This window comes from Rhizorhapis suberifaciens, from assembly GCF_014200045.1.
Lineage (GTDB): Bacteria > Pseudomonadota > Alphaproteobacteria > Sphingomonadales > Sphingomonadaceae > Rhizorhapis > Rhizorhapis suberifaciens.
Window position 1 is genome coordinate 1 of the sequence record NZ_JACHOV010000002.1, and the last position, 19027, is coordinate 19027.

The following is a 19027-nucleotide window of genomic DNA, read 5'->3' on the forward strand; positions in this document are numbered from 1 at the left end:
TGTCGGCTCAATCTGCGAACTCTACTCCTCAGACGAATGCTGGAATTATCTCAAACACGCTGGGTATGTTGCAGATTAATGGCTCGTTGCTCTAAAGGCGCAGTGGTGGACATGACGCGCCAAATCTAACGCAGTGCACCACTCTAGGGCGGGCAGGGCGCGGCAGACGTCCCTTCCGCGTATCGACGCCAAGTGCTGTCGATGAGCCAGTGCCCAGTATGTGGGCCGGTCGGAGGGGGTGGCATGTCGTTGCAAGGCAAAATTAATTCCCGGATCGACCTTCCCGGCGTCTGCGTCCAGATGATCGATTATCGTTGGCATCGGGGCGCGGAGATTGTGGAGGAGGAGCCGCATCATCTGCTGCGCCGCCGAAGCAACCCAACGCAGCTCGGCGTGTCTGCTATGGTGGACAATTCGGAACAGCCTTTCGGCCGACTGATGTTCTTTCCCGCGCATGTGCCCTTCTGCACGAACGCGGCCGCGAACGACGAGTATGTCCAGACGATCACATGTCGCTTCGACCGCGACTGGTTTTCCGCCATGGCGAACATTCCCGGTGAGTGGGATAGTGGCAACCTCACACGCTGCTGCGACGTCCGGAACAGCCGTATCGACCAGGCTATTCAATGGATGGGCAACGAGGTGGCGGCGCCTGGGCTAGCAAGCACGCTGCTGATCGAATCGCTTGCCTCGGCGGTAGCGGTCGAGATCGCGCGCCATTTCAGCCAGCCGGACGAGCAACTGCGAGTACGCACCCGCGATGGCAAGCTTCAGCCGTCGCACCTGAACCGCGTGATGGAATTCATCGAAGCGACTATTCAGCGCTGCCCGACGATCGAGGAGATCGCCGCGAGCTGCGATGTTAGCCCCGCTCACCTGCGTCGAGCGTTTAAGAATTCGACCGGTCACACCATCCACGACTATGTCGAAAGGGTTCGGCTCACCAAAGCCAAGGCGCTGTTGTCCGAGACCGATCTTCCGCTGAAGGAAATCAGCTTCCGGCTGGGCTTCGCTGTATCCAGCACCTTCTCCTCCGCATTTCGCAAGCTTCAAGGCGAAACTCCCAGCGGCTTCCGTTTTCGCACGCGGCAGTGACGGGCTGGACAAGACGCAGCTCTCGTTCCGAGGCTGGAGGAGGCGTGATGGCACTTCGAGAATCCGGGCGAGGCACGGTGATTGCACAACGCGCCTACGCATTGCTGCTGGTGGTGGTCGGCGCGATGCTAGTATGGCTGGGCGGACGGCTACTCGCCGTCGGCGGCTCACCCTACTACATCATAGCAGGCGCATTGACGTTCGCCGCTGGAGTGCTGCTGTGGCGCGACGATCGGCGGGGGGCATGGCTGTATTGGCTGATGCTCGCGGGCACCTACGGCTGGGCGCTTTGGGAGGCGGGATTCGATGGCTGGGCGCTGGCACCGCGGCTGATCGGGCCAAGCGTGCTGGCATTATGGCTCCTCACTCCTTTCGCCTACACTCGCTTGCCACGCTCGCCGGATCGGCGGATCGGCCGTGCGGCGATGGGCGCCGCCGTCGTCGTCCTAGTCGCACTGCCGTTGGCGGCGGGGCTTGCCTTTTCCTACGGCCGCGTCTCGGCGACTCCGGCTGCGGCTTTCCCGGCGAGCGGCTCTGCCGAGGACGGCGATTGGCCGGTTTGGGGACGTGATGCAGCGGGGACGCGCTTTTCGCCGCTGACCCAGATCACACCGGGCAACGTCGGTAGATTGGAGGTTGCCTGGACCTATCGAACCGGGTTCAAGCAGAAGGGTCGGCCTGCACCGTTCGAGGCGACTCCGCTCAAGATCGGCGATCTCCTCTTCCTCTGCACGCCCGCCAACGACGTGGTCGCGCTCGAGGCGGAGACTGGCAAGGTCCGCTGGCGCTTCCAGGCCCGCAGCGACGAGAAGCGCGTCGGCTTCTCGGCGTGCCGCGGTGTCGCCTACTACCGCGTGCCCAACGCGGTCGCCGGCGTTTGTGCCGAACGCATCTATACTGCGACGATCGACGCGCGATTGCTCGCCATCGACGCACAGACAGGGCGTTCCTGCCCGGCCTTTGGTCAGTCCGGCGCGGTCGATTTGCGCGACGGCATGGGCAGAGTCGACAAAGGTTATTACTACGTCACTTCCGCGCCGCAGATCATCCGCGGCAAGATCGTTTTCGGCGGCTGGGTATCCGACAACCAGCATCTCGGCGAGCCCTCGGGTGTGATACGCGCGTATGACGCAGTCACCGGCCAGTTCGCCTGGGCGTTCGACGTCGGCCGGCCGGACCAGCATGGCCGACCTGAGCCTGGTACGAGCTACACGGCCGATACGCCCAACAGTTGGGCGCCGATCAGCGCAGACGAGGGGCTGGGTCTCGTATTTCTCCCGATGGGCAACGCCGTGCCCGACTGGTACGGCGGCAAGCGGCGGCCGTTTGACGACAAATATTCGAGTTCGGTGGTCGCGCTTGACGCTGAGACCGGGGCGGTGCGCTGGTCGTTCCAGACCACGCATCACGATCTGTGGGATTACGACGTCGCTTCGCAGCCGACGCTCTACGACCTGCCGGTCGGCAGCGGCCGGGTGCCAGCTCTGATCCAGCCGACCAAGCGTGGCGAGATTTTCGTGCTCGACCGTCGCACCGGCAAACCTCTGACGCCGGTCCAGGAGCGTCAGGTGCCGCGCTCGGACGTGCCGGGCGAGCGCGCGGCTCCCACTCAGCCCTTCTCGATCGGTATGCCCAGCTTCGGCGGCCCGACGCTGACCGAAGCAATGATGTGGGGTCTGACGCCGATCGACCAGGCGTGGTGCCGGCTGGCATTCCGCAGGTCGAACTACAACGGCACCATGACCCCAGCGACCGTGAGCAGGCCAACCATTATCTTCCCCGGCTATGTCGGCGGTAGCGACTGGGGCGGCATCTCGATCGACAAGGATCGCGATATCCTGATCGGCAATTCCAACCGCGTCGCTATGCGCGCTACCCTGATCCCTCGCGTGGAGGCCGACGCGCTGGGTATCAAGCCTATCGCGACTAACGTCCACGGCGACGTGGGCGGTACGTCCGCACAAGCCGGCACCCCCTTCGCGGTCCGCATCGTGCCCTTCATGTCGCCGCTCAACGTGCCGTGCAATCAACCACCCTATGGGATGATTTCGGGCATCGACATGAAAACGCGCAAGCTGTTGTGGAGTCATCCGTTTGGCTCTGCACATGATAGCGGACCGCTTGGCCTCGAATCACATCTGCCCTTCACCATGGGTGTCCCGAATACCGGCGGCTCGCTCATCACGCGTAGCGGACTGACGATCATCGGCGCGACGCAGGACCGCTATCTACGCGCGTTGGAGACACGAACCGGCCGCTTATTGTGGCAGAGGCGGCTACCCGCCGGTGGCCAGGCGACGCCGATGACCTACCTCTCCGGGAGCGGCCGCCAGTTCGTCGTGATTGCGGCCGGCGGAAACGACACTCTGCGCAGCAAGACCGGCGATTATGTCATGGCGTATGCGCTGCCGACCAGTCGATAGGAGACGAGCGATGAAGAAGTTCATGGCGCTGTTCGAGTGGATGCCCCTTCACATTGGTGGCAGTGTCTACCTCCGGTCACAAGCAGCGCTACGATTATAAGCACTGGTCGCGGCAGGGAAGTATCACAAGACCGAGGGTTTCTCTGAACCATCGGTTTCATGCCTGACCTTGGTTCCAAGGCTGACTCAGGCGTCGATTGGATGCCCTTCCGAGACGCAAACCACAGGAATTTGGCATGTGATGTCAACTTGACACTGATAGGCATGTTTGGCATTACTCACAGGGTGGCAGGTGTGTGAACCCGCGAGACCCGATAAGAGGAGAGTGCGCGATGGCGCAGTGGCAAGAGCTCGACGATAACCTGACAACCTCTGCATATTTCACGACGGGCAAGTTCTACGAAGACTTCCGCCGCCTGCGGAGCGAGGACCCGGTTCACTGGACGAACGGCTGCAACGGGGTTAAGCCCTTCTGGTCGATCACCCGCTACGCCGATTGCGTAACGGTGCTCGAAGATCCCCACGCCTTCAGTTCCGAATATGGCGGCATCATGCCGCTGACGGCCGAAGAGCCGACGCCGGAGCAGCGCGAGGCGCTGGGTTTCGATAGCATGGCGACCTTCCTCGATCCGCCGCGCCACCTGCCACTGCGGCAACCCTTCAACAAGCATTTCTCGGTGCCGGCCATCGCACGCTTGCGCAATGCAGTGCAGAGCATTGTCGACCAGCTCCTCTCGGACGTATTGCCGAGGGGAGAGTGCGACTTGGTTGACGACATTGCCGGCCCGCTGCCAGCGCTAGTCGTGTGTGAGATGATGGGTATCCCACGCGAAGACTGGGACAAGGTACGCTATTATTGCACCGCCTTTATGGGCGCGCAGGATCCGGAGAACCAGATCGACGGAGACAGGGTGAAAACTCAGCGCACGATGATCAAGGCGCTGTTCGACTATATGTTCGATCTTGCCATGCAGCGGCGCGCCAAGCCCACTGACGATTTTACCAGCCTGGTCAGCAATATGGTGTTGGCCAATGGCGAACGCATGAGCGAACGCGACGTCGGCTGGTGGTGTTTTTCGCTGGTTGTGGCCGGTTTGGAAACCACGCGCGGTGCTTTGTCCGTGGGCTTCCTTGGGCTCATCGAGAATCCCGAGCAAGCCGCCCTGCTACGCTCGGAATCCTCGCTTGCCCCGCAAGCAGCGGAAGAAGTCGTGCGCTGGGTAAGTCCGTCGAAGCATAAGTTCAGGGTCGCCACCCGAGACTATGAGTTGCACGGCAAGCTGATTCGCAAGGGGGACTGGGTGGTGCCGTGGCTGGCTTCGGCCAATCGCGACGAAACCATTTTCGAGAACCCGAACAAGCTGGACATCACGCGTTCTCCCAACCCCCATCTGGGCTTCAGCATCGGCACCCATAATTGTCTCGGTCGTCATCTCACTCGCATGGAGATGCAGCTCATGCTATCGGCGGTCGTCCAGCACATGCCCGATCTGGAACTGGCGGGCGAAGTTTCCTGGCTGGTATCCGACAACACTAGCTCACTCACGAAGTTGCCCGTACGCTTTACCCAGAAGCGCTCGCTGGCGGCTTGAATTTTGAAAGAGGCGTGAAGTGCCGCAAGTGAAATTTCGTTATCCGAACGGTGAAGTGCGGACAGTCGATGCCTCCGCCGGCAACAGCGTGATGCGTGCTGCCGTCGAGAACGGACTGGCGGGCATAGAGGCTGAATGCGGCGGTGCGTTGACCTGTGCGACCTGTCATGTCCATGTCGAGGATGGCTGGACCGACAGGCTCGCGCCGCCTGATTTCGCTGAGAGCGAACTACTGCAAATGGTCGAGGAGTTTCGGCCCAACAGCCGCCTGAGCTGCCAAATCATGATTGATCTGCCATTGGACGGCATCGTCATTGGTATACCTCAGTCGAACCTCTGAAATCGGCGACATAGCTGTGGTGGCGGGACAGCGCGGCGCCAATGGGTTCTTGCACGCGACGCATCACGGACGTGCCAAACCTTCGCTGCTGAGTTTTTCATCTCGCGAGCAAGCTTTGCCGGGATCGGGCGTGCTGCGCCCGGCACACGTCAAGCAACCCACGGGCGATCTCAGGCATCCGGTCGGTCTAGATCATGCAACGCAGATGAGGATCCCACCCAGCGAAATCTATCCTGGAAATTCGGCTCATGGCTCTCTCCCGCTTCCACTATCCGCGTTCTCGGTGCTGGCAGGCATCGGCAATCAAGGTGACCGGCGCATTCATAGGTCACGAACTCGCCGACCACTCATTCCCGTATCGGCTTGCGCTCGCGTCTCGGCTGCTTACGGAAGCGCCCGTTGGATATAATGCCAAAACTGCTCTCGACCTGCTCCTCGAGGGTCGATGACCGGTGTGCCAGGGGAGATTTCGACAAAAATCTGATGTTTTCGACAGTCTCCGTGAGCGTATCGGTCACGGATATGTCTAATTGAAGGGAGAGGCATTCAAAGGGAGGCGCATGGCGCGCGCATGACTGATTACAAAGAAATCGACCGCAATATCACGACGTCCGCCTATTTCGCGGGCCGCGATTTCCATGCAGACTTCGAGATTTTGCGCAAGGAAGATCCTGTCCATTGGACAGACGGCGTTTACGGCAGGCCATTCTGGTCGATCACCCGCCATGCCGATGTAACGCAGGTTCTACACGACGTTGATACGTTCAGCTCGCGTCTCGGCGGCCATCTGCCCCCTGATCCCGAGGAAGTTTTTAAGGTTGATCAGTACGCCGCTGGCTACAATTCCCTTCCGACCTATACGGATGCACCCCGGCATATGCAGTATCGGCGGCCGTTCAACCGTCACTTCACCACGCCGGTCGTCGCCAAGCTGACGACAGGGGTCCGTGAGCTTTGCCGCGAAATTATCGACGAGGTTCTGCCACGCGGAAAATGCGACCTAGTGGAGGATGTGTCGGCCGAGCTTCCTTCTCGCTTCGTCTGCAAGCTCATGGGCGTGCCTCCCGAGGACATGGGCCGGATGCGTCGATATACCTCCGTCTTCCTCGGGTCGCAGGATCCCGATCACCGCGTGAAGGGGATGACGGCGAGCGAAAGCCGGCTTCATGCGCAAAAGGAGATGTTCGACTATCTTCTCGATCTCGCCCTACAGCGCCGGTCGGATCCGAAGGACGATTTGACCACGCTGATCGCGAACATGGCGACCGACGGGACGCCATGGGACGATCGCGATGTCGGCTGGTGGTGCTGGACGATGGTGGCGGCCGGGCTGGATACCACGCGGAATGGCTTCTCTCTTACCATGCAGGCACTATTGGAGAATCGCGAGCAATTCGAGTTGCTTCTCGCCGATCGCTCGCTTCTCGACAAGGCCGTCGAGGAGGGTTTGCGCTATGGTTGCCCTGCGAAGCATCGGTTCCGCGTTGTCGCGAAAGACATCGAGTTCGGAGGGAAGCAGCTGAAGGAGGGTGATTGGGTGGTCGCATGGCTCGTATCGGCCAATCGTGACGAGACGGTATTCGAGAACCCGCAAAGCTTCGACATCAAGCGGGCCCCCAACCCCCATCTTACCTTCGGTACTTCGAAGGGCGACCATTTCTGCCTGGGCCGCAATTTGGCTCGGTTGGAAATGAAGCTGCTGCTTGACGAAATTCTTACCCGCCTTCCGGATATCGACCTCGATGGCCCGGGAAGTTGGCTTGGGTCCACCAACGGCAGTGGGCTCAAATACATGCCCGTACTGTTTACCCCGCAAACGGCCGAGGCGAAGGCATTGTAAAACGCTGCGCGCTCGGATCGTCGATCCTCGGGTTTGGGGGTCGGCGGCGCACGACTGGCTTCAGGCGACAGAAGATTGGAAACGTAGAAATGAAAGAGCTTAACGGAAAGGCCGCAGTCGTCACCGGAGCGGGAAGCGGTATCGGCAGGGCGATCGCTCATTCACTCGCGAGCGCCGGCGTCGCCGTGGCGGTCGCGGATATCGAGTTGCATAACGCCGAGGCCGTGGCAGCGGAAATCATTGCGGCGGGGGGCCGAGCGATCGGAGTTCGAACGGACGTTGCCAAACTGGCCGACGTCGAGGCGCTTGCCGATGCTGCCTACCAGGCCTTCGGCGACATTCACATTCTGGTGAACAATGCCGGCGTGGCATTCCGCCCATTCCGAGCCATTTGGGACACGAGCCATGCCGACTTCGAGTGGATGGTCGGCGTCAACATCTGGGGCGTAATCCATGGGATCGAAGTCTTCGTGCCGCGCATGCGGGCTATCCCCGGCGAAAAACACATCGTCAATACATCGTCGATCTCCACACTATTGAAGGTCCCCGGCAACGCGACGTACACGATGACGAAATTCGCGGTCGACGGGTTGTCGGAGATCATTCGCGAGGAACTCGAGGCCGACAACATTGGAGTCACGATCCTGTATCCAGGCCATATCCTCACCAACGTATCGAAGAGCGGCCGGTTGCGCTCCGCCGAGGAACAGGCACGCGACGCCGAACTTCGCTCGTACGTAAGTTACGCCGAGGAACGTGGCGAAGCGCCGAAAGGTGATCCCTCGTCGTCGGCTGGCGGTGCAGTCAATCTGATCGGGGCAGGTGACGTGACGCGGGGTATCGAGCCATCCGAAGTCGGCCCGATGGTTGTTGCTGCGATCAAAGCCAACCGCCTTTACTGCATGACCCATCCCGCGCCCCGGGAGGGGATAGAGACCCGCACCAACGCGCTGCTCGATGGATATATTCCGGGATAACGCGCGGGGGGGGGGGGCGGGGGCTGGGCTGCTCTCCAAAACTCGAAGCCTCGCGCGAAAGTGTTCGTACTGAGAACAAATCTATCATTTCAGTTGCGACACGGGCACGCGATATCTACGCGGAGAGAATGCGAAGGCGTCAAGACTTTGTACGCCGCCTTTCCGCCGAGGCGTGTTCCGCGATCGATGAGTATCACGCCACACGCCTCTCTCTAAATACAATCGCGGTCTGAACACAGACGCATCCTTAATTCCTGGGGAGGAAAAATGATCGAACTGAACAAATCGCGGTACCTTGGGGGATCGCTCGTTTCGTTGGGCATAGCACTTGCCGCGCCAGCATTAGCTCAAGAGGCTGTACCGGTGCCGCGATCAGCGCGAACGTCTTGCCAGTCGCAGTGAGGAACCGCATTTTCTGGCCCGGGGTCGTGTGCGCCGCGACCGCGTCGCCAAGTCCGATCGACTGGAAGCTGCGCAAACACTCGTCGTCCATTCCGACGCCGCGCGGATAGTCGATCAATTTTTCGCGCTGTTCGAGGATCAGGGTCTTGACCCCCATGCTCCCGAGATAGTTCGCGATGGTGAGGCCGACCGGTCCAGCGCCGACAATTGCGACATCGACGTCTATGGGGCCCTCGTGATCTCCTGACATCATCTTTTATTTCCTAGGGCTTACCGTCGAGGAGAGCATCAACCTGGAGCGGATATGACACACACAAGGGCTCCCGGCTCCACTTGAATGCGACACGGGCGGTTTTGCAGAACGAAAATGATCGCGGACGCTCAATTCCGTCACCTGCCAAGAAGGAAGTCGATGTGAATGGCATTGAACCGATCGGCATCCTCGAATTGCGGCCAGTGACCGCACCCGTTCATTACCTCGTAGCGAGAGTCAGGCAATAGGTCCGCAATCCGCTTGCCCTCCTCGGGAGACGCCGTTGGGTCGTGCGACGTCCACAGAACGAGGGTAGGGGATGCGATTCGCCTCGTCTCGTCATCCGAGAACATGTTGCGCCGCCGGATATCCATCTCCTGCATGCACAACACCTTCTCCATCACTTCAGGGAAGCCGGGCTGGGCGTAGATCGCGCGCCTGGTCTCGACGAGGTCGTCGTTCACCTTGGATGTGTCATGCATCAAGAACTCAAGCCGACTACGGATACGCTCAGGCGTCGGATCTCGGGTGGCCTCCATCGACAGGCGCTTGATGCGCTCCATCACTTCGGGATGCGCAGTCCATCCCCCTGAAGTGTTCAGCACCAGCCGATCGACTTTTTCAGGATGATGCAAGGCGATCCAGGCCGCGACCCAACCGCCAAGCGATTCTCCTGAGAAATGCGCCTTGTCGCGGCCGAGCGCCTTCAGCACCGCCAGCGCGTGTCTGCCATAGTCTGGGATCTCATATCCGCTCTCGGGCTTGTCGGTCCAGCCATGCCCAATCAGATCAATCGCGACCGTCCAGAAAAATTCGCCATGTGCCGCGAAGTTTCGGCTGTAAGCTTCTGCGTGTCCGCCGGTGCCATGAAGCAGGATGAGGAGCGGCTTCTCAGTCGAACCGGACGATATGAACCGCGTTCTGATCCCGTCGGCGTCGATATAGCCTTGCGCGAAGGAAGCCTTGCTCAGGTCTGACCAAATTGAATTGTAAAACTCAGACATATGCCTCTCTCAAAATGATGTCAGTGGGTGCGGTTTACTCAGGCATTTGGGTCGGAGTACTCCAGAGAATGCCCATTCCGGTGATCCATTCGTCGATCGCCGCATAATATAGTTCGGTCGAGAAATAGCTGTTGCCGAGAGCAGACAGGGCGGCGATCCAAGTGCGCGCCTCATGTCCGCCGCGCCCACCGGTCTGGCTGATCGCGACATCGGACCAATCGTCGAGCACGGACAAGTCGCCCGACGCGAACGCGTTGAGCAGCATTCTGTCCCACTCGGGGTTCGCGCGTAACAGCGTCGATATCCCGGCGGCCATGCTATTGCCCTCACTCCGGGCACGGCTTTGGCGCGCAAACCGCGCGGAATGATCGAGCGGCGCGCCCGATATTAGACGGTGACGCATCTCAGGGGGCGCTGTTGCGAGATCGGCCATCGGTGGGTCGTGCGATAGTCCGCCCGAGCCGACGATCAGCACACGCTCGGGTACGGCGCGCGCCCAAGTGCCCACCGTCCTTCCCAGAGCACGTGCACGGTCGAACGTAGGCAGGGGCGGGGCGGCGCAGTTGACAAAGATCGGTATGACGCGGGACAGCGGATAATGAGCTGACAGCCACTCGATGGGCTGCATGGCGCCGTGGTCCACCTGCATGTTGTAAGAGATCGCGGCATCAACTCCGGAATTGAGCGCCGAGCGCGCGAGATCGGCTGCTCGCGCTTCGGGGACATTCAGCTTGCCGGCCGCGGTGCCATAGTCTCCGATCGACGTAGCCTCCATCGCAATGCAGAAAGACGGGAGAAGACCATAGAAAAAGCCATTTATATGATCGGGATAGAATATGACGGTAATGTCGGGCTGCTGCTCGGCGACCAGTTTCGCAGCTTTCGATACCGCGGCATCAAATTTGGCCTCAACTGCAGTATCCGGCCGATTTTGGTCTTTCAACGGACTGTGCGAAAGGCACATGGCGCCGACGATCATGCAATTGTCCTTTAGCCTTTCCGCACCGTGTGCCTGATCCGTGCGGTTGTTGGAGGAAACCATCGATAAACGCTTGACGGCTTGCAACATCATTTCCAGAACTGTTCCCCAAGTGAACAGAGGGTCCCGATGAGTGAAGTGGAGCGAAGCCCCTACAAGGATGTACGATCGCTTGTACGAGGCCTGCAGATCATAGAGGTGCTCAGCGAGCTCGGTCCGATCAAGATGGGCGAACTAAGCGAAAGGGCCGGCATCGAACGCTCTTCAGCGTATCGGCTGGTCAAGACGCTGTCTCAACTCGGTTATGTGTCGCGCCGCGATGATGACGGCGCGATCGGGCTCACTCCAAAGTTTGCGTATCTTGCTGATGCCCTGAAGGACGACGACGTCGTCACACAGTTCGCCTGGCCGCCACTTTTCGACCTGAGCAAGGACATCCTGTGGCCGTGCGATTTCGCCAGCTTTGAAAGCGGTAAGGTCCTGATCCGCATCTCGACCCACAAGATCAGCCCGATGTCGATCCACCGCGCAATGGTCGGCAAAGAGCGTCATTTGACCCGCTCGGCACTAGGATTGGCAATCCTGGCCGCTATGACCCAAGAGGAGTTCGAAGCTTCCCTTGCAATCATTGAGGCGCTGGGCGGACCGGCGGCGGACGACGTGCGAGATCGCGAAACTGTCCGGCGTCTGAGTGAAGCGGTACGCGCGCGCGGCTATGCAAGCTCGGCGGGACAGACGGAAAGCAAGATCAGCGCGATCGCACTTCCCGTGATGGCGCCTCACGGCCGTGTCGCCGGTGCTGTCAACATCATCTTCTTCCGCAGTGTGATGACCACCGAACAGGCGGCACAGCGCTACCTGCCTAAGCTACAAGAATGCGTTTCGAAGATTGAACAGTCGCTGCAAGACTTCGCGGAGAGGAAGAGCGCATCGTAGCTGGCAACACCTCGATGGATCAAATGCAGAAATGAAATTAGCAGTCGCTCCCCGACATCAGCGTGCGGTGAGCCCTCCATCCACAATGATGGCCTGCCCGGTGATAAAGGAAGCCTGTTCGGACGCAAGGAAAGCGACGACCGCGGCGATTTCTTCCGGACGGCCCCAACGACCCATCGGGACGCGCAGTGTACCGTTGATGAGCGCGTCACTTTCGGCCGGTGTCGGCGCGAATTTCGCGGTCATTGGCGTTTCGATGTATCCAGGACATACCACGTTGACCCGAATTCCGTCCTTCGCGTGCTTGAGCGCAGCGTCCTTCGTCGCGCCGACGACGCCGTGCTTTGCCGGACCATAGCCGGCGGGGCCGATCGATCCGGTTACGCCCGCGATCGACGCGATATTGATCAACGATCCGCCGCCAAATTTCTGCAATAGAGGCAGCGCGGCCCGCATCACGCGCCAGGTGCCGAGCAGGAACATATCGACGTTACGTTCGAAATCGTCATATTCATCCGTGGAGGTCTTTCCCGCGGAGTTCACGACGATGTCGAGCCTGCCAAATCGATCGACCGCAGCACCCAGGCTCGACCTCGCAGACAGGTCGTCTAACACGTCGACCCGGCAAAACGCGGCCTCGCCGTCGCAACTCTTTATATTCGCGATAGCCTGAGCCGCTGCGTCCTCATCGACATCGGCAATCAGCACTTTCACGCCGCTGGCAGCAAGCGACAGGGCGATCGCCCGTCCGATGCCGCTTGAGCCGCCCGAAACCCAACCGACTTTTCCGCGAAGGCTTGGGTACGTGATATTGTCCATGGAGTCTTTTTCCCTCATTCGTCGCGGCTCGTGCGATGGATTTGTCCCAGGCCAATGGGCGCAGTCCCGCTGGCACATAGCGCAGCTATTACAGGCGCCGTCGTGCACAGGGCAACGAGTATTCCTAATCTGTTCTCCGGGCGAACTGCCGTTGCCAGTTTGCGCAAGCTGTCCGATCAACGATTTGCCTGGCGAACTCAATGGCACCAAAAGTGGCGGCGTTTGCTGTAGGTCGCAGTGGCTGACCAGTAATGTTCACGCAGCGAACGATCCAATCATTCGTGATTGCGAAGGCAATAAGCAGCATTTACGCCGCAACAAAGCACGTCGCGCTGAGCCTGCGGCCGGGCCTCCCCTGGAGGCCGCTTGGCCTCATCATGTCCGAAGCGCCCCGGTGTCGAGTCAGGAATAGGATGCGTTCATGAATGATCTTCAAGTCGAGACCGAAGCGGTCGAGTGGGTTTCGGCATTCGATGACGCAATCGGTTCACGAGATGCTGCCAAGTTGAAGGATCTGTTCAGCGACCCCGCCTATTTCCGGGACAATGGCGCTCTAACCTGGGATTATCGGCAGTTCCATGGGCGAGATGTCGTCGTCTCGACCTTGGTCGGTCTGGCTGGCGAGATTCAGCCGCATCGCTTCCGTATCTCGAGCGATTGGCCCGCGCCCAACCTGCAGGACCACGGAGGCAACGAGATTTTTGAAGCCTTCTTCGACTTCGACACAAAATTCGGCAAGGGCGTTCTGGTGCTGAATGCGGTTCGCGACGGTGCGTCTTCAAGATTGAGAGCCCGCGCGATCTTCACGCGTTTGGAAGATCTTCATGGTACGGAGCCCCTGGCGCGTCATCCCGCTGGACGTGGCTATGTATCCGCGCATCCAGGCCAGACCTGGAAGCAGCACCGTGACGCCGCCCGGCAATATCTGGACAGGGAACCGGAGGTCGTCGTCGTCGGCGCCGGACAGGCGGGGCTGACTACCGCAGCGTGCTTGCGGCGGCTAGGCGTGGACGTACTCAATATCGACCGGTACGATCATGTGGGCGACAGTTGGAACAAGCGCTACGATGCTCTTTACCTGCACAATCCCATCGAGATGAACGGCTTTCCGTTCCTGCCCTTCCCGCCACACTATCCCCAGTATTTGCCGAAAGACCTGATCGGGGATTGGCTCGACATCTACGCCCGCTACATGGACCTGACCGTGTGGACCGGGACAGAATTTGTAAGCGCCACGTACGACGCGAGTGCAGACCGCTGGGATGCGGTGGTGCGGTCGTCCGACGGAACGGAACGCGAGTTGCATCCCCGCCACATCGTCTGGGCGACCGGTGGCATCGGCGGCAAGCCATTCGTTCCGACCTGGGACGGTATCGAGGCGTTCGCCGGGAAGGTTATGCACTCGTCTCAATACACCGGCGCGGCGGACTACGGGATCAAGAAGGCGATCATCATCGGCGTGGCTACGAGCGCACACGATATCGCCCGTAACCTGCATGACGGCGGCGTCGAGGTCACAATGTTCCAGCGCGGCCCTGTCGTCGTGAACAATGTTGATACGGCCAATCTCGCCTATGCCGGATATCTAGACCCGGCGATCCCGACGGAGCTTGTCGATCTTCGCTACGGCATCGGCCTCATCAATCCGCTCCGCGAAAGCGCCAGTCGGGCCTATCACACAATGGCGCAAGATATTGATCGCGAGTTGCTTGATGGGCTGAAGGCTGCCGGACTCGAGTTGGGTGATGGCGTTGATGGCCAGGGCTGGCTGGATCTCTTCTTACGGACGGGTGGCGGCTATTACCTGAACACAGGCACCTCGGAGCTCATTGCCGCAGGGAAGATCAAAATCGAGCAGTTCAAGCGGATTGTCGAGTTCGTACCCGCAGGCGTGGAGCTCGATGACGGCTCCATCGTCCAGGGCGACATCATCGTCCTCGCCACCGGCTATCAAAGCCGCAAGTCGGAAGTGGCGAGTGTGTTCGGTCAGGACATAGGCGATCGTGTCGGGGAAATCGCGCGGCTCGATCCCGAAGGGGAATGGGCGAGCATGTGGGGACAGACCGGGCAACGTGGTTTGTGGTTCAATGGCGGCGGCATAAATCAGATGCGGCCTGGTTCGCAACGCCTCGCTTTGCTTATCAAGGCTGATCTGGCGGGCTACATCTCCGAGACGTTCCGAAGGAAGGCGAATGGTTGAAAGATCAACAGCGCTGCGAAGCGACGGGATGACTTCGCTTCCCAGAGATCAGGCACCCGCTCCCGCCGACAGACAGATGACATGTCAGCATAACCGGCACGCGCTTCAGCCGACGAGGTAGAGACGGGCGGGGACGGAGAGTAGCATGGTACACAGATACGACGTCGTGATCGTTGGAGCTGGGCAGGGCGGTGCGCAGGCGGCGATCGCGCTCCGGCAAAACGGGTTCGCTGGCACGATCGCAATGATCGGCGACGAGCCGGAACTCCCCTATGAGCGTCCGCCGCTCTCAAAGGACTATCTCGACTTGCCAAAAGACGTTTGAGCGCATCCTCATCCGACCGCCTTCGTTCTGGGATGAACGGGGGATTGTTATGCTACTGGGCCGCCGGATTGTCGCGGTCGATGCCGCAAAACACAATGTGACCAGCAATGACGGGCTGGTCGTCGGCTACGGCAGTCTGCGCATCGCCCGCAAGACCGCGATGGCCTGACGCGAGAGCGGCACCAGATGCTCGAATGCTTCCTCGTCCTTGCGATCAAGGATCAGCTTCATCCGCGCCGCCAGAATGCGCCAGAGAGGCGACGCCGTTGCCGGCAGCCAGCTTCGTGATCGCGGGCTGACGTCCCTTCTTTGGCAGTGGCTTGAGCGCCCTCATCCGCCGCATCGATGGACTGTCAACGCGTCGGCAGACGACGCCCCGCTTCGGCAAACCTTTCAGACTTCCCGTTCCAAGACCGGACACCACTGGGCGGTCCGAATCAGTCAGGATCGTTGACCACGAGTGTTTGCAGCCACCAAACTGCTCCTGCAGCGGCGAGCTCAGCGCGGGTGTTGGTGCGATCACAGGCGGCAATGCCTATCACTTCATCAGGGAAACTCAGGTCTAATTCCAGTCAGCTTCAATGCGATCCGCGCCAATTCGGGAAAGGCCTCGGCCCGTTCCGCGGCCTGGGCTGATGACGCTGTTCCCCGTAAAACGCGGCCCTTGATCCCGTGGAATATCGCCGCGAGTCTGAAGAAGTTGAAGGCGAGATAGAAGGAATAGTCCGATATTCCGCCGCGACCGACCCGCTGACAATAGGCACCGACATAGGCGTCTTCCCGAGGGATATTCAGCGCGGCCAGATCGGCGCCCGCCAATCCCGCAACGATACGCGGCGGCATGTGATACATCATTGCGTGATAGGCGAAGTCCGCCAGCGGATGACCGAGCGTGGACAGTTCCCAGTCCAACACGGCGAGCACACGCGGCTCGGTCGGATGGAAAATCATATTGTCGATGCGGAAATCGCCATGGACGATCGAGACATCTTCGCCCGCGGGGATATGGCTACTAAGCCATTCGATGACCTTGTCCATGTTAGGGTCGCGGCCCGCCTCGTGATCATCGCGGTATTGCTGCGACCATCGCGCTATCTGCCGCTCAAAGTAATTGCCGGAACGGCCATAGTCGCCAAGGCCGATCGCCTCATGATCAACGCGGTGCAACTGCGCGATCGTCGCGTTCATCGCGTCGAAATAAGCCGGGCGGTCCGCCAGATCGATCTCGGGCAAGGTCGCATTCCAGAAGATGCGCCCCTCGACCATTTCCATCACATAGAACCAGGTTCCGATCACGGAATCGTCGGTGCATAAGCCATAGATGCGCGCGACCGGAAAGCCGACAGTCGCCAGCGCCGAGAGGACCCTGGCTTCGCGTTCGATCGCGTGCGCGCCTTTTAGGAGTTCCCCTGGCGGCTTGCGGCGCAGCACATAGCTCATGCCCGGCGTGACGAGTTTGTAGGTCGGGTTGGATTGGCCGCCCTTAAACTGCTCAATAGTCAGCGGTCCGGCATAACCATTCACATTGGCGACCATCCAGGCGTCGAGGGCGGCTTCGTCGAAACGTAACTCCTCACGCACGGCGGTGGTGCCGACATTGGCATCGACGACCGCACTCATGCCGTTTGAGCCTTGCCATGGTCGCGCTTGATCTTCTTGGCGAGCGACCATTTGTGGACCTCGGTCGGGCCGTCGTAAATGCGGAAGGCGCGGATCTCGCGGAACACCTGTTCGACGATGGTGTCGCCCGAGACACCCGTGCCCCCCATTACCTGCACGCAGCGATCAGCGACCCGCATCAGCGCCTCAGAGACCGCGACCTTCGTCATTGAGCTTTCGACCGTGCCAAGCGATCCGCTGTCGAGCACATCGGCGCACCAGTCGATCATGAGTTCGGATTGCTTTAGATCGATCATATTCTCGGCGAGCATGAAGCCAACGCCCTCATGGTCGACGAGCGGCTTGCCGAAAGCATGGCGGCGGCACGCATAGTCCGATGCGATCTCCTGCGCGCGGGTCGCGCTGCCGAACCAGCGCATGCAATGCGACAGGCGGGCCGGACTGAGGCGGACCTGGGCATATTTGAAGCCCTCGCCGCTCTGCCCCAGCATCTGGTCGGCCGGCACGCGCAGATTGTCGATGGTCACGATCGAATGCCCGCCGGGCATCGAACTGTCGATCGTGTCGAGGATTCGATCGATCCGGATTGCCGGGTCGGGAAGGTCGACGAGGAACATGCAGGCGCCGTCGCCCGACTTTGCCATGATGATGCCCACGCTCGCGCCTTGCGCACCGGTAATGAAGGCTTTGCGGCCGTTGATCACCCAATGATTGCCGTCGAGCACCGCTGTGGTCTGCATCATCGATGGATCCGAACCTGCCCCACCATCTTCGGCGGGCTCGGTCATGAAAAAAGCGGACCGGGCTTGGCCCGCGATCAGCGGCGTAAGAAACCGAGATTTCTGTTCGTCGGTGCCGACCCGGCCGAGCAGGTACATATTGCCCTCGTCCGGAGCCATGGTGTTAACGGCGACCGGGCCGAGTGGCGACAGGCCAGAAGGCTTGAGCACGACGGCGGTCTCGCGCTGGCTCATATGCGTCCCATCGGTTGGGATATGCGGCGTCAGCACTCCGGCTTCTCGGGCCTTTGCGCGCAACTCGAGGACGAGATCCTCTGAGGGGCCATGCGGGCCGCAGCGCGGATCGCGTTCATAGGGCACGACTACACTGCGCACAAAGGCCTCGACCTTGGCCGCCATCGCCGTGGCGCGATCGCTCGCATGGGCAGCTTGCATCTTGGTCACTCCTCGTAGTGGGCCTCGGTCAGGTCGCGAACCTGCGCGCCGCCGACGCCGGGCGCGATTTCACGCAGCAATCGTCCCAGCCCGAAGTCGTCAACGCCGGCATTGTTGGAGATGATCGTGAGGTCACGCACGCCGTTCGTGCAAATCGCATTGTTCAAGGTCTCGGGAATTCCGCAAAGACCGAAACCGCCGGATGCGATCGTCATCCCGTCATGGAGGAGTTCGGCCAGGGCTTCGGGCGCGCTAGCGAAAAGCTTGCTTTTCATTGTCGGTCCTAAAGTCCGGAAACCATGTGTCCGCCATCGACCGTGACCACCGAGCCGGTCATGAAGCGCGAAGCATCGGACGCCAGAAGAAGAAGAGGTCCGTTCAGTTCTTCGAGTTGGCCAAGACGCCTCAACGGCATGCGCCTGATCATCGCTTCGCCAGGCGGGCTCTTCCAGAAATCCTCGTTGAGTTCTGTCGCGAAATATCCAGGTGCCAGGGCGTTCACGCGCACGCCAAAGCGCGCTAGTTCCAAAGCCATCGTCTTCGTCAACTGGATCACGCCCGATTTCGAGACCGCGTAGGGTAGAACGCCCGCGCTCTGGCGAAGTCCGAGGATCGAGGCGATGTTGATGATCGAGCCGCTGGCCCCTCTCGCAAGCATCGCTTGGGCAACCGCCTGCGATAGCAGGAATGCGCCCTTGAGGTTCGTATCGAGAACGAGATCCCAATCCGGCTCGGACTGATCAAGCGCCCCGCCCTCGCGAACCAGGCCGGCGTTGTTAACGAGGATGTCGACACTGGACAGCAACTCGCCAGCGGCCGCGATGCTGGAACTATCCGATACGTCCAGTCTGAGAGTGGAACATTTGCCGCCAGCGTCGCGAACCTCGTCTGCCTGCGCATTGAGTTCCGCTGGCCGTCGCGCAGCCATGATGACGTGTGCGCCGGAGGATGCGAGCACCTTTGCGAAATGCGCACCGAGCCCGCTCGACGCGCCTGTCACTAGCGCTGTTCGGCCATCCAAGTCCCACAATGCTGTATCCACTCATC

The 19027-nt window shown here is 60.4% G+C and carries 15 protein-coding genes and 2 pseudogenes; 9 read left to right on the forward strand and 8 right to left on the reverse strand.

All coding sequences use genetic code 11. The annotated features are described in order from the left end of the window. Window positions 1–243: 243 nt before the first annotated feature. The 6 genes from HNQ99_RS02235 to HNQ99_RS02260 all read left to right on the forward strand — a co-directional run bounded on the left by HNQ99_RS02235 (window position 244) and on the right by HNQ99_RS02260 (window position 8267). On the forward strand, window positions 244–1095 hold the full coding sequence (locus HNQ99_RS02235; RefSeq protein WP_184474039.1) for a helix-turn-helix transcriptional regulator: 852 nt from the start codon (window positions 244–246) through the stop codon (window positions 1093–1095). Between the two features lie 47 nt (window positions 1096–1142). Further along, window positions 1143–3518, forward strand: a complete 2376-nt coding sequence (locus tag HNQ99_RS02240; RefSeq protein WP_184474040.1) for a membrane-bound PQQ-dependent dehydrogenase, glucose/quinate/shikimate family — start codon at window positions 1143–1145, stop codon at window positions 3516–3518. Between the two features lie 332 nt (window positions 3519–3850). Then, the gene (locus HNQ99_RS02245; protein WP_184474041.1) at window positions 3851–5110 is read left to right on the forward strand and encodes a cytochrome P450; all 1260 of its coding nucleotides are present in this window, start codon (window positions 3851–3853) and stop codon (window positions 5108–5110) included. A 19-nt stretch (window positions 5111–5129) separates the two neighbouring features. Next, complete coding sequence (locus HNQ99_RS02250) at window positions 5130–5450, forward strand: 2Fe-2S iron-sulfur cluster-binding protein (protein ID WP_184474042.1); 321 nt, start codon at window positions 5130–5132, stop codon at window positions 5448–5450. Between the two features lie 571 nt (window positions 5451–6021). Then, window positions 6022–7290, forward strand: a complete 1269-nt coding sequence (locus tag HNQ99_RS02255; RefSeq protein WP_184474043.1) for a cytochrome P450 — start codon at window positions 6022–6024, stop codon at window positions 7288–7290. Window positions 7291–7379: 89 nt separating this feature from the next. After that, a complete protein-coding gene (locus HNQ99_RS02260) occupies window positions 7380–8267 on the forward strand; it encodes an SDR family NAD(P)-dependent oxidoreductase (RefSeq protein WP_184474044.1) in 888 nt (295 codons plus the stop codon). Between the two features lie 247 nt (window positions 8268–8514). Here the strand turns inward: HNQ99_RS02260 and HNQ99_RS02265 are convergent, their stop codons facing one another. From HNQ99_RS02265 to HNQ99_RS02275, 3 genes are all read right to left on the reverse strand, one after another. Continuing rightward, the gene (locus HNQ99_RS02265) at window positions 8515–8922 is read right to left on the reverse strand and encodes an FAD-dependent monooxygenase (protein WP_246414370.1); all 408 of its coding nucleotides are present in this window, start codon (window positions 8920–8922) and stop codon (window positions 8515–8517) included. 137 nt (window positions 8923–9059) lie between these two features. After that, complete coding sequence (locus HNQ99_RS02270) at window positions 9060–9926, reverse strand: alpha/beta fold hydrolase (protein ID WP_184474045.1); 867 nt, start codon at window positions 9924–9926, stop codon at window positions 9060–9062. Window positions 9927–9960: 34 nt separating this feature from the next. Then, on the reverse strand, window positions 9961–10998 hold the full coding sequence (locus HNQ99_RS02275; RefSeq protein WP_184474046.1) for a 3-carboxyethylcatechol 2,3-dioxygenase: 1038 nt from the start codon (window positions 10996–10998) through the stop codon (window positions 9961–9963). A gap of 36 nt (window positions 10999–11034) precedes the next feature. On the opposite strand from HNQ99_RS02275, the gene HNQ99_RS02280 reads away from it, so the two are divergent. Then, window positions 11035–11841 (forward strand): IclR family transcriptional regulator domain-containing protein, encoded by an 807-nt coding sequence (locus tag HNQ99_RS02280; protein WP_184474047.1) that lies wholly within the window; start codon window positions 11035–11037, stop codon window positions 11839–11841. A 57-nt stretch (window positions 11842–11898) separates the two neighbouring features. On the opposite strand, the gene HNQ99_RS02285 is transcribed toward HNQ99_RS02280, so the two are convergent. Next, the gene (locus HNQ99_RS02285; protein ID WP_184474048.1) at window positions 11899–12660 is read right to left on the reverse strand and encodes an SDR family NAD(P)-dependent oxidoreductase; all 762 of its coding nucleotides are present in this window, start codon (window positions 12658–12660) and stop codon (window positions 11899–11901) included. Window positions 12661–13081: 421 nt separating this feature from the next. Here HNQ99_RS02285 and HNQ99_RS02290 point away from each other — a divergent pair, with 421 nt between their 5' ends. Both HNQ99_RS02290 and HNQ99_RS16740 read left to right on the forward strand, forming a co-directional pair. Then, complete coding sequence (locus tag HNQ99_RS02290) at window positions 13082–14860, forward strand: flavin-containing monooxygenase (RefSeq protein ID WP_184474049.1); 1779 nt, start codon at window positions 13082–13084, stop codon at window positions 14858–14860. Between the two features lie 145 nt (window positions 14861–15005). Further along, window positions 15006–15324: pseudogene (locus tag HNQ99_RS16740) on the forward strand (FAD-dependent oxidoreductase); the annotation flags it as partial. Window positions 15325–15731: 407 nt separating this feature from the next. Here the strand turns inward: HNQ99_RS16740 and HNQ99_RS02305 are convergent. The 4 genes and pseudogenes from HNQ99_RS02305 to HNQ99_RS02320 all read right to left on the reverse strand — a co-directional run bounded on the left by HNQ99_RS02305 (window position 15732) and on the right by HNQ99_RS02320 (window position 19022). Continuing rightward, complete coding sequence (locus HNQ99_RS02305) at window positions 15732–16805, reverse strand: phosphotransferase (RefSeq protein WP_184474051.1); 1074 nt, start codon at window positions 16803–16805, stop codon at window positions 15732–15734. Then, window positions 16802–17980 carry an acyl-CoA dehydrogenase family protein gene (locus HNQ99_RS02310; protein ID WP_184474052.1) on the reverse strand — a complete coding sequence of 393 codons (1179 nt, stop codon included), beginning with the start codon at window positions 17978–17980 and terminating at the stop codon, window positions 16802–16804. Before HNQ99_RS02310 ends, HNQ99_RS02305 begins: the two co-directional genes overlap by 4 nt. 71 nt (window positions 17981–18051) lie before the next feature. After that, a pseudogene (locus HNQ99_RS02315) lies at window positions 18052–18255 on the reverse strand (CoA-transferase); the annotation flags it as partial. Window positions 18256–18263: 8 nt separating this feature from the next. Next, a complete protein-coding gene (locus HNQ99_RS02320) occupies window positions 18264–19022 on the reverse strand; it encodes an SDR family NAD(P)-dependent oxidoreductase (protein WP_322790298.1) in 759 nt (252 codons plus the stop codon). Between the last annotated feature and the right edge of the window lie 5 nt (window positions 19023–19027).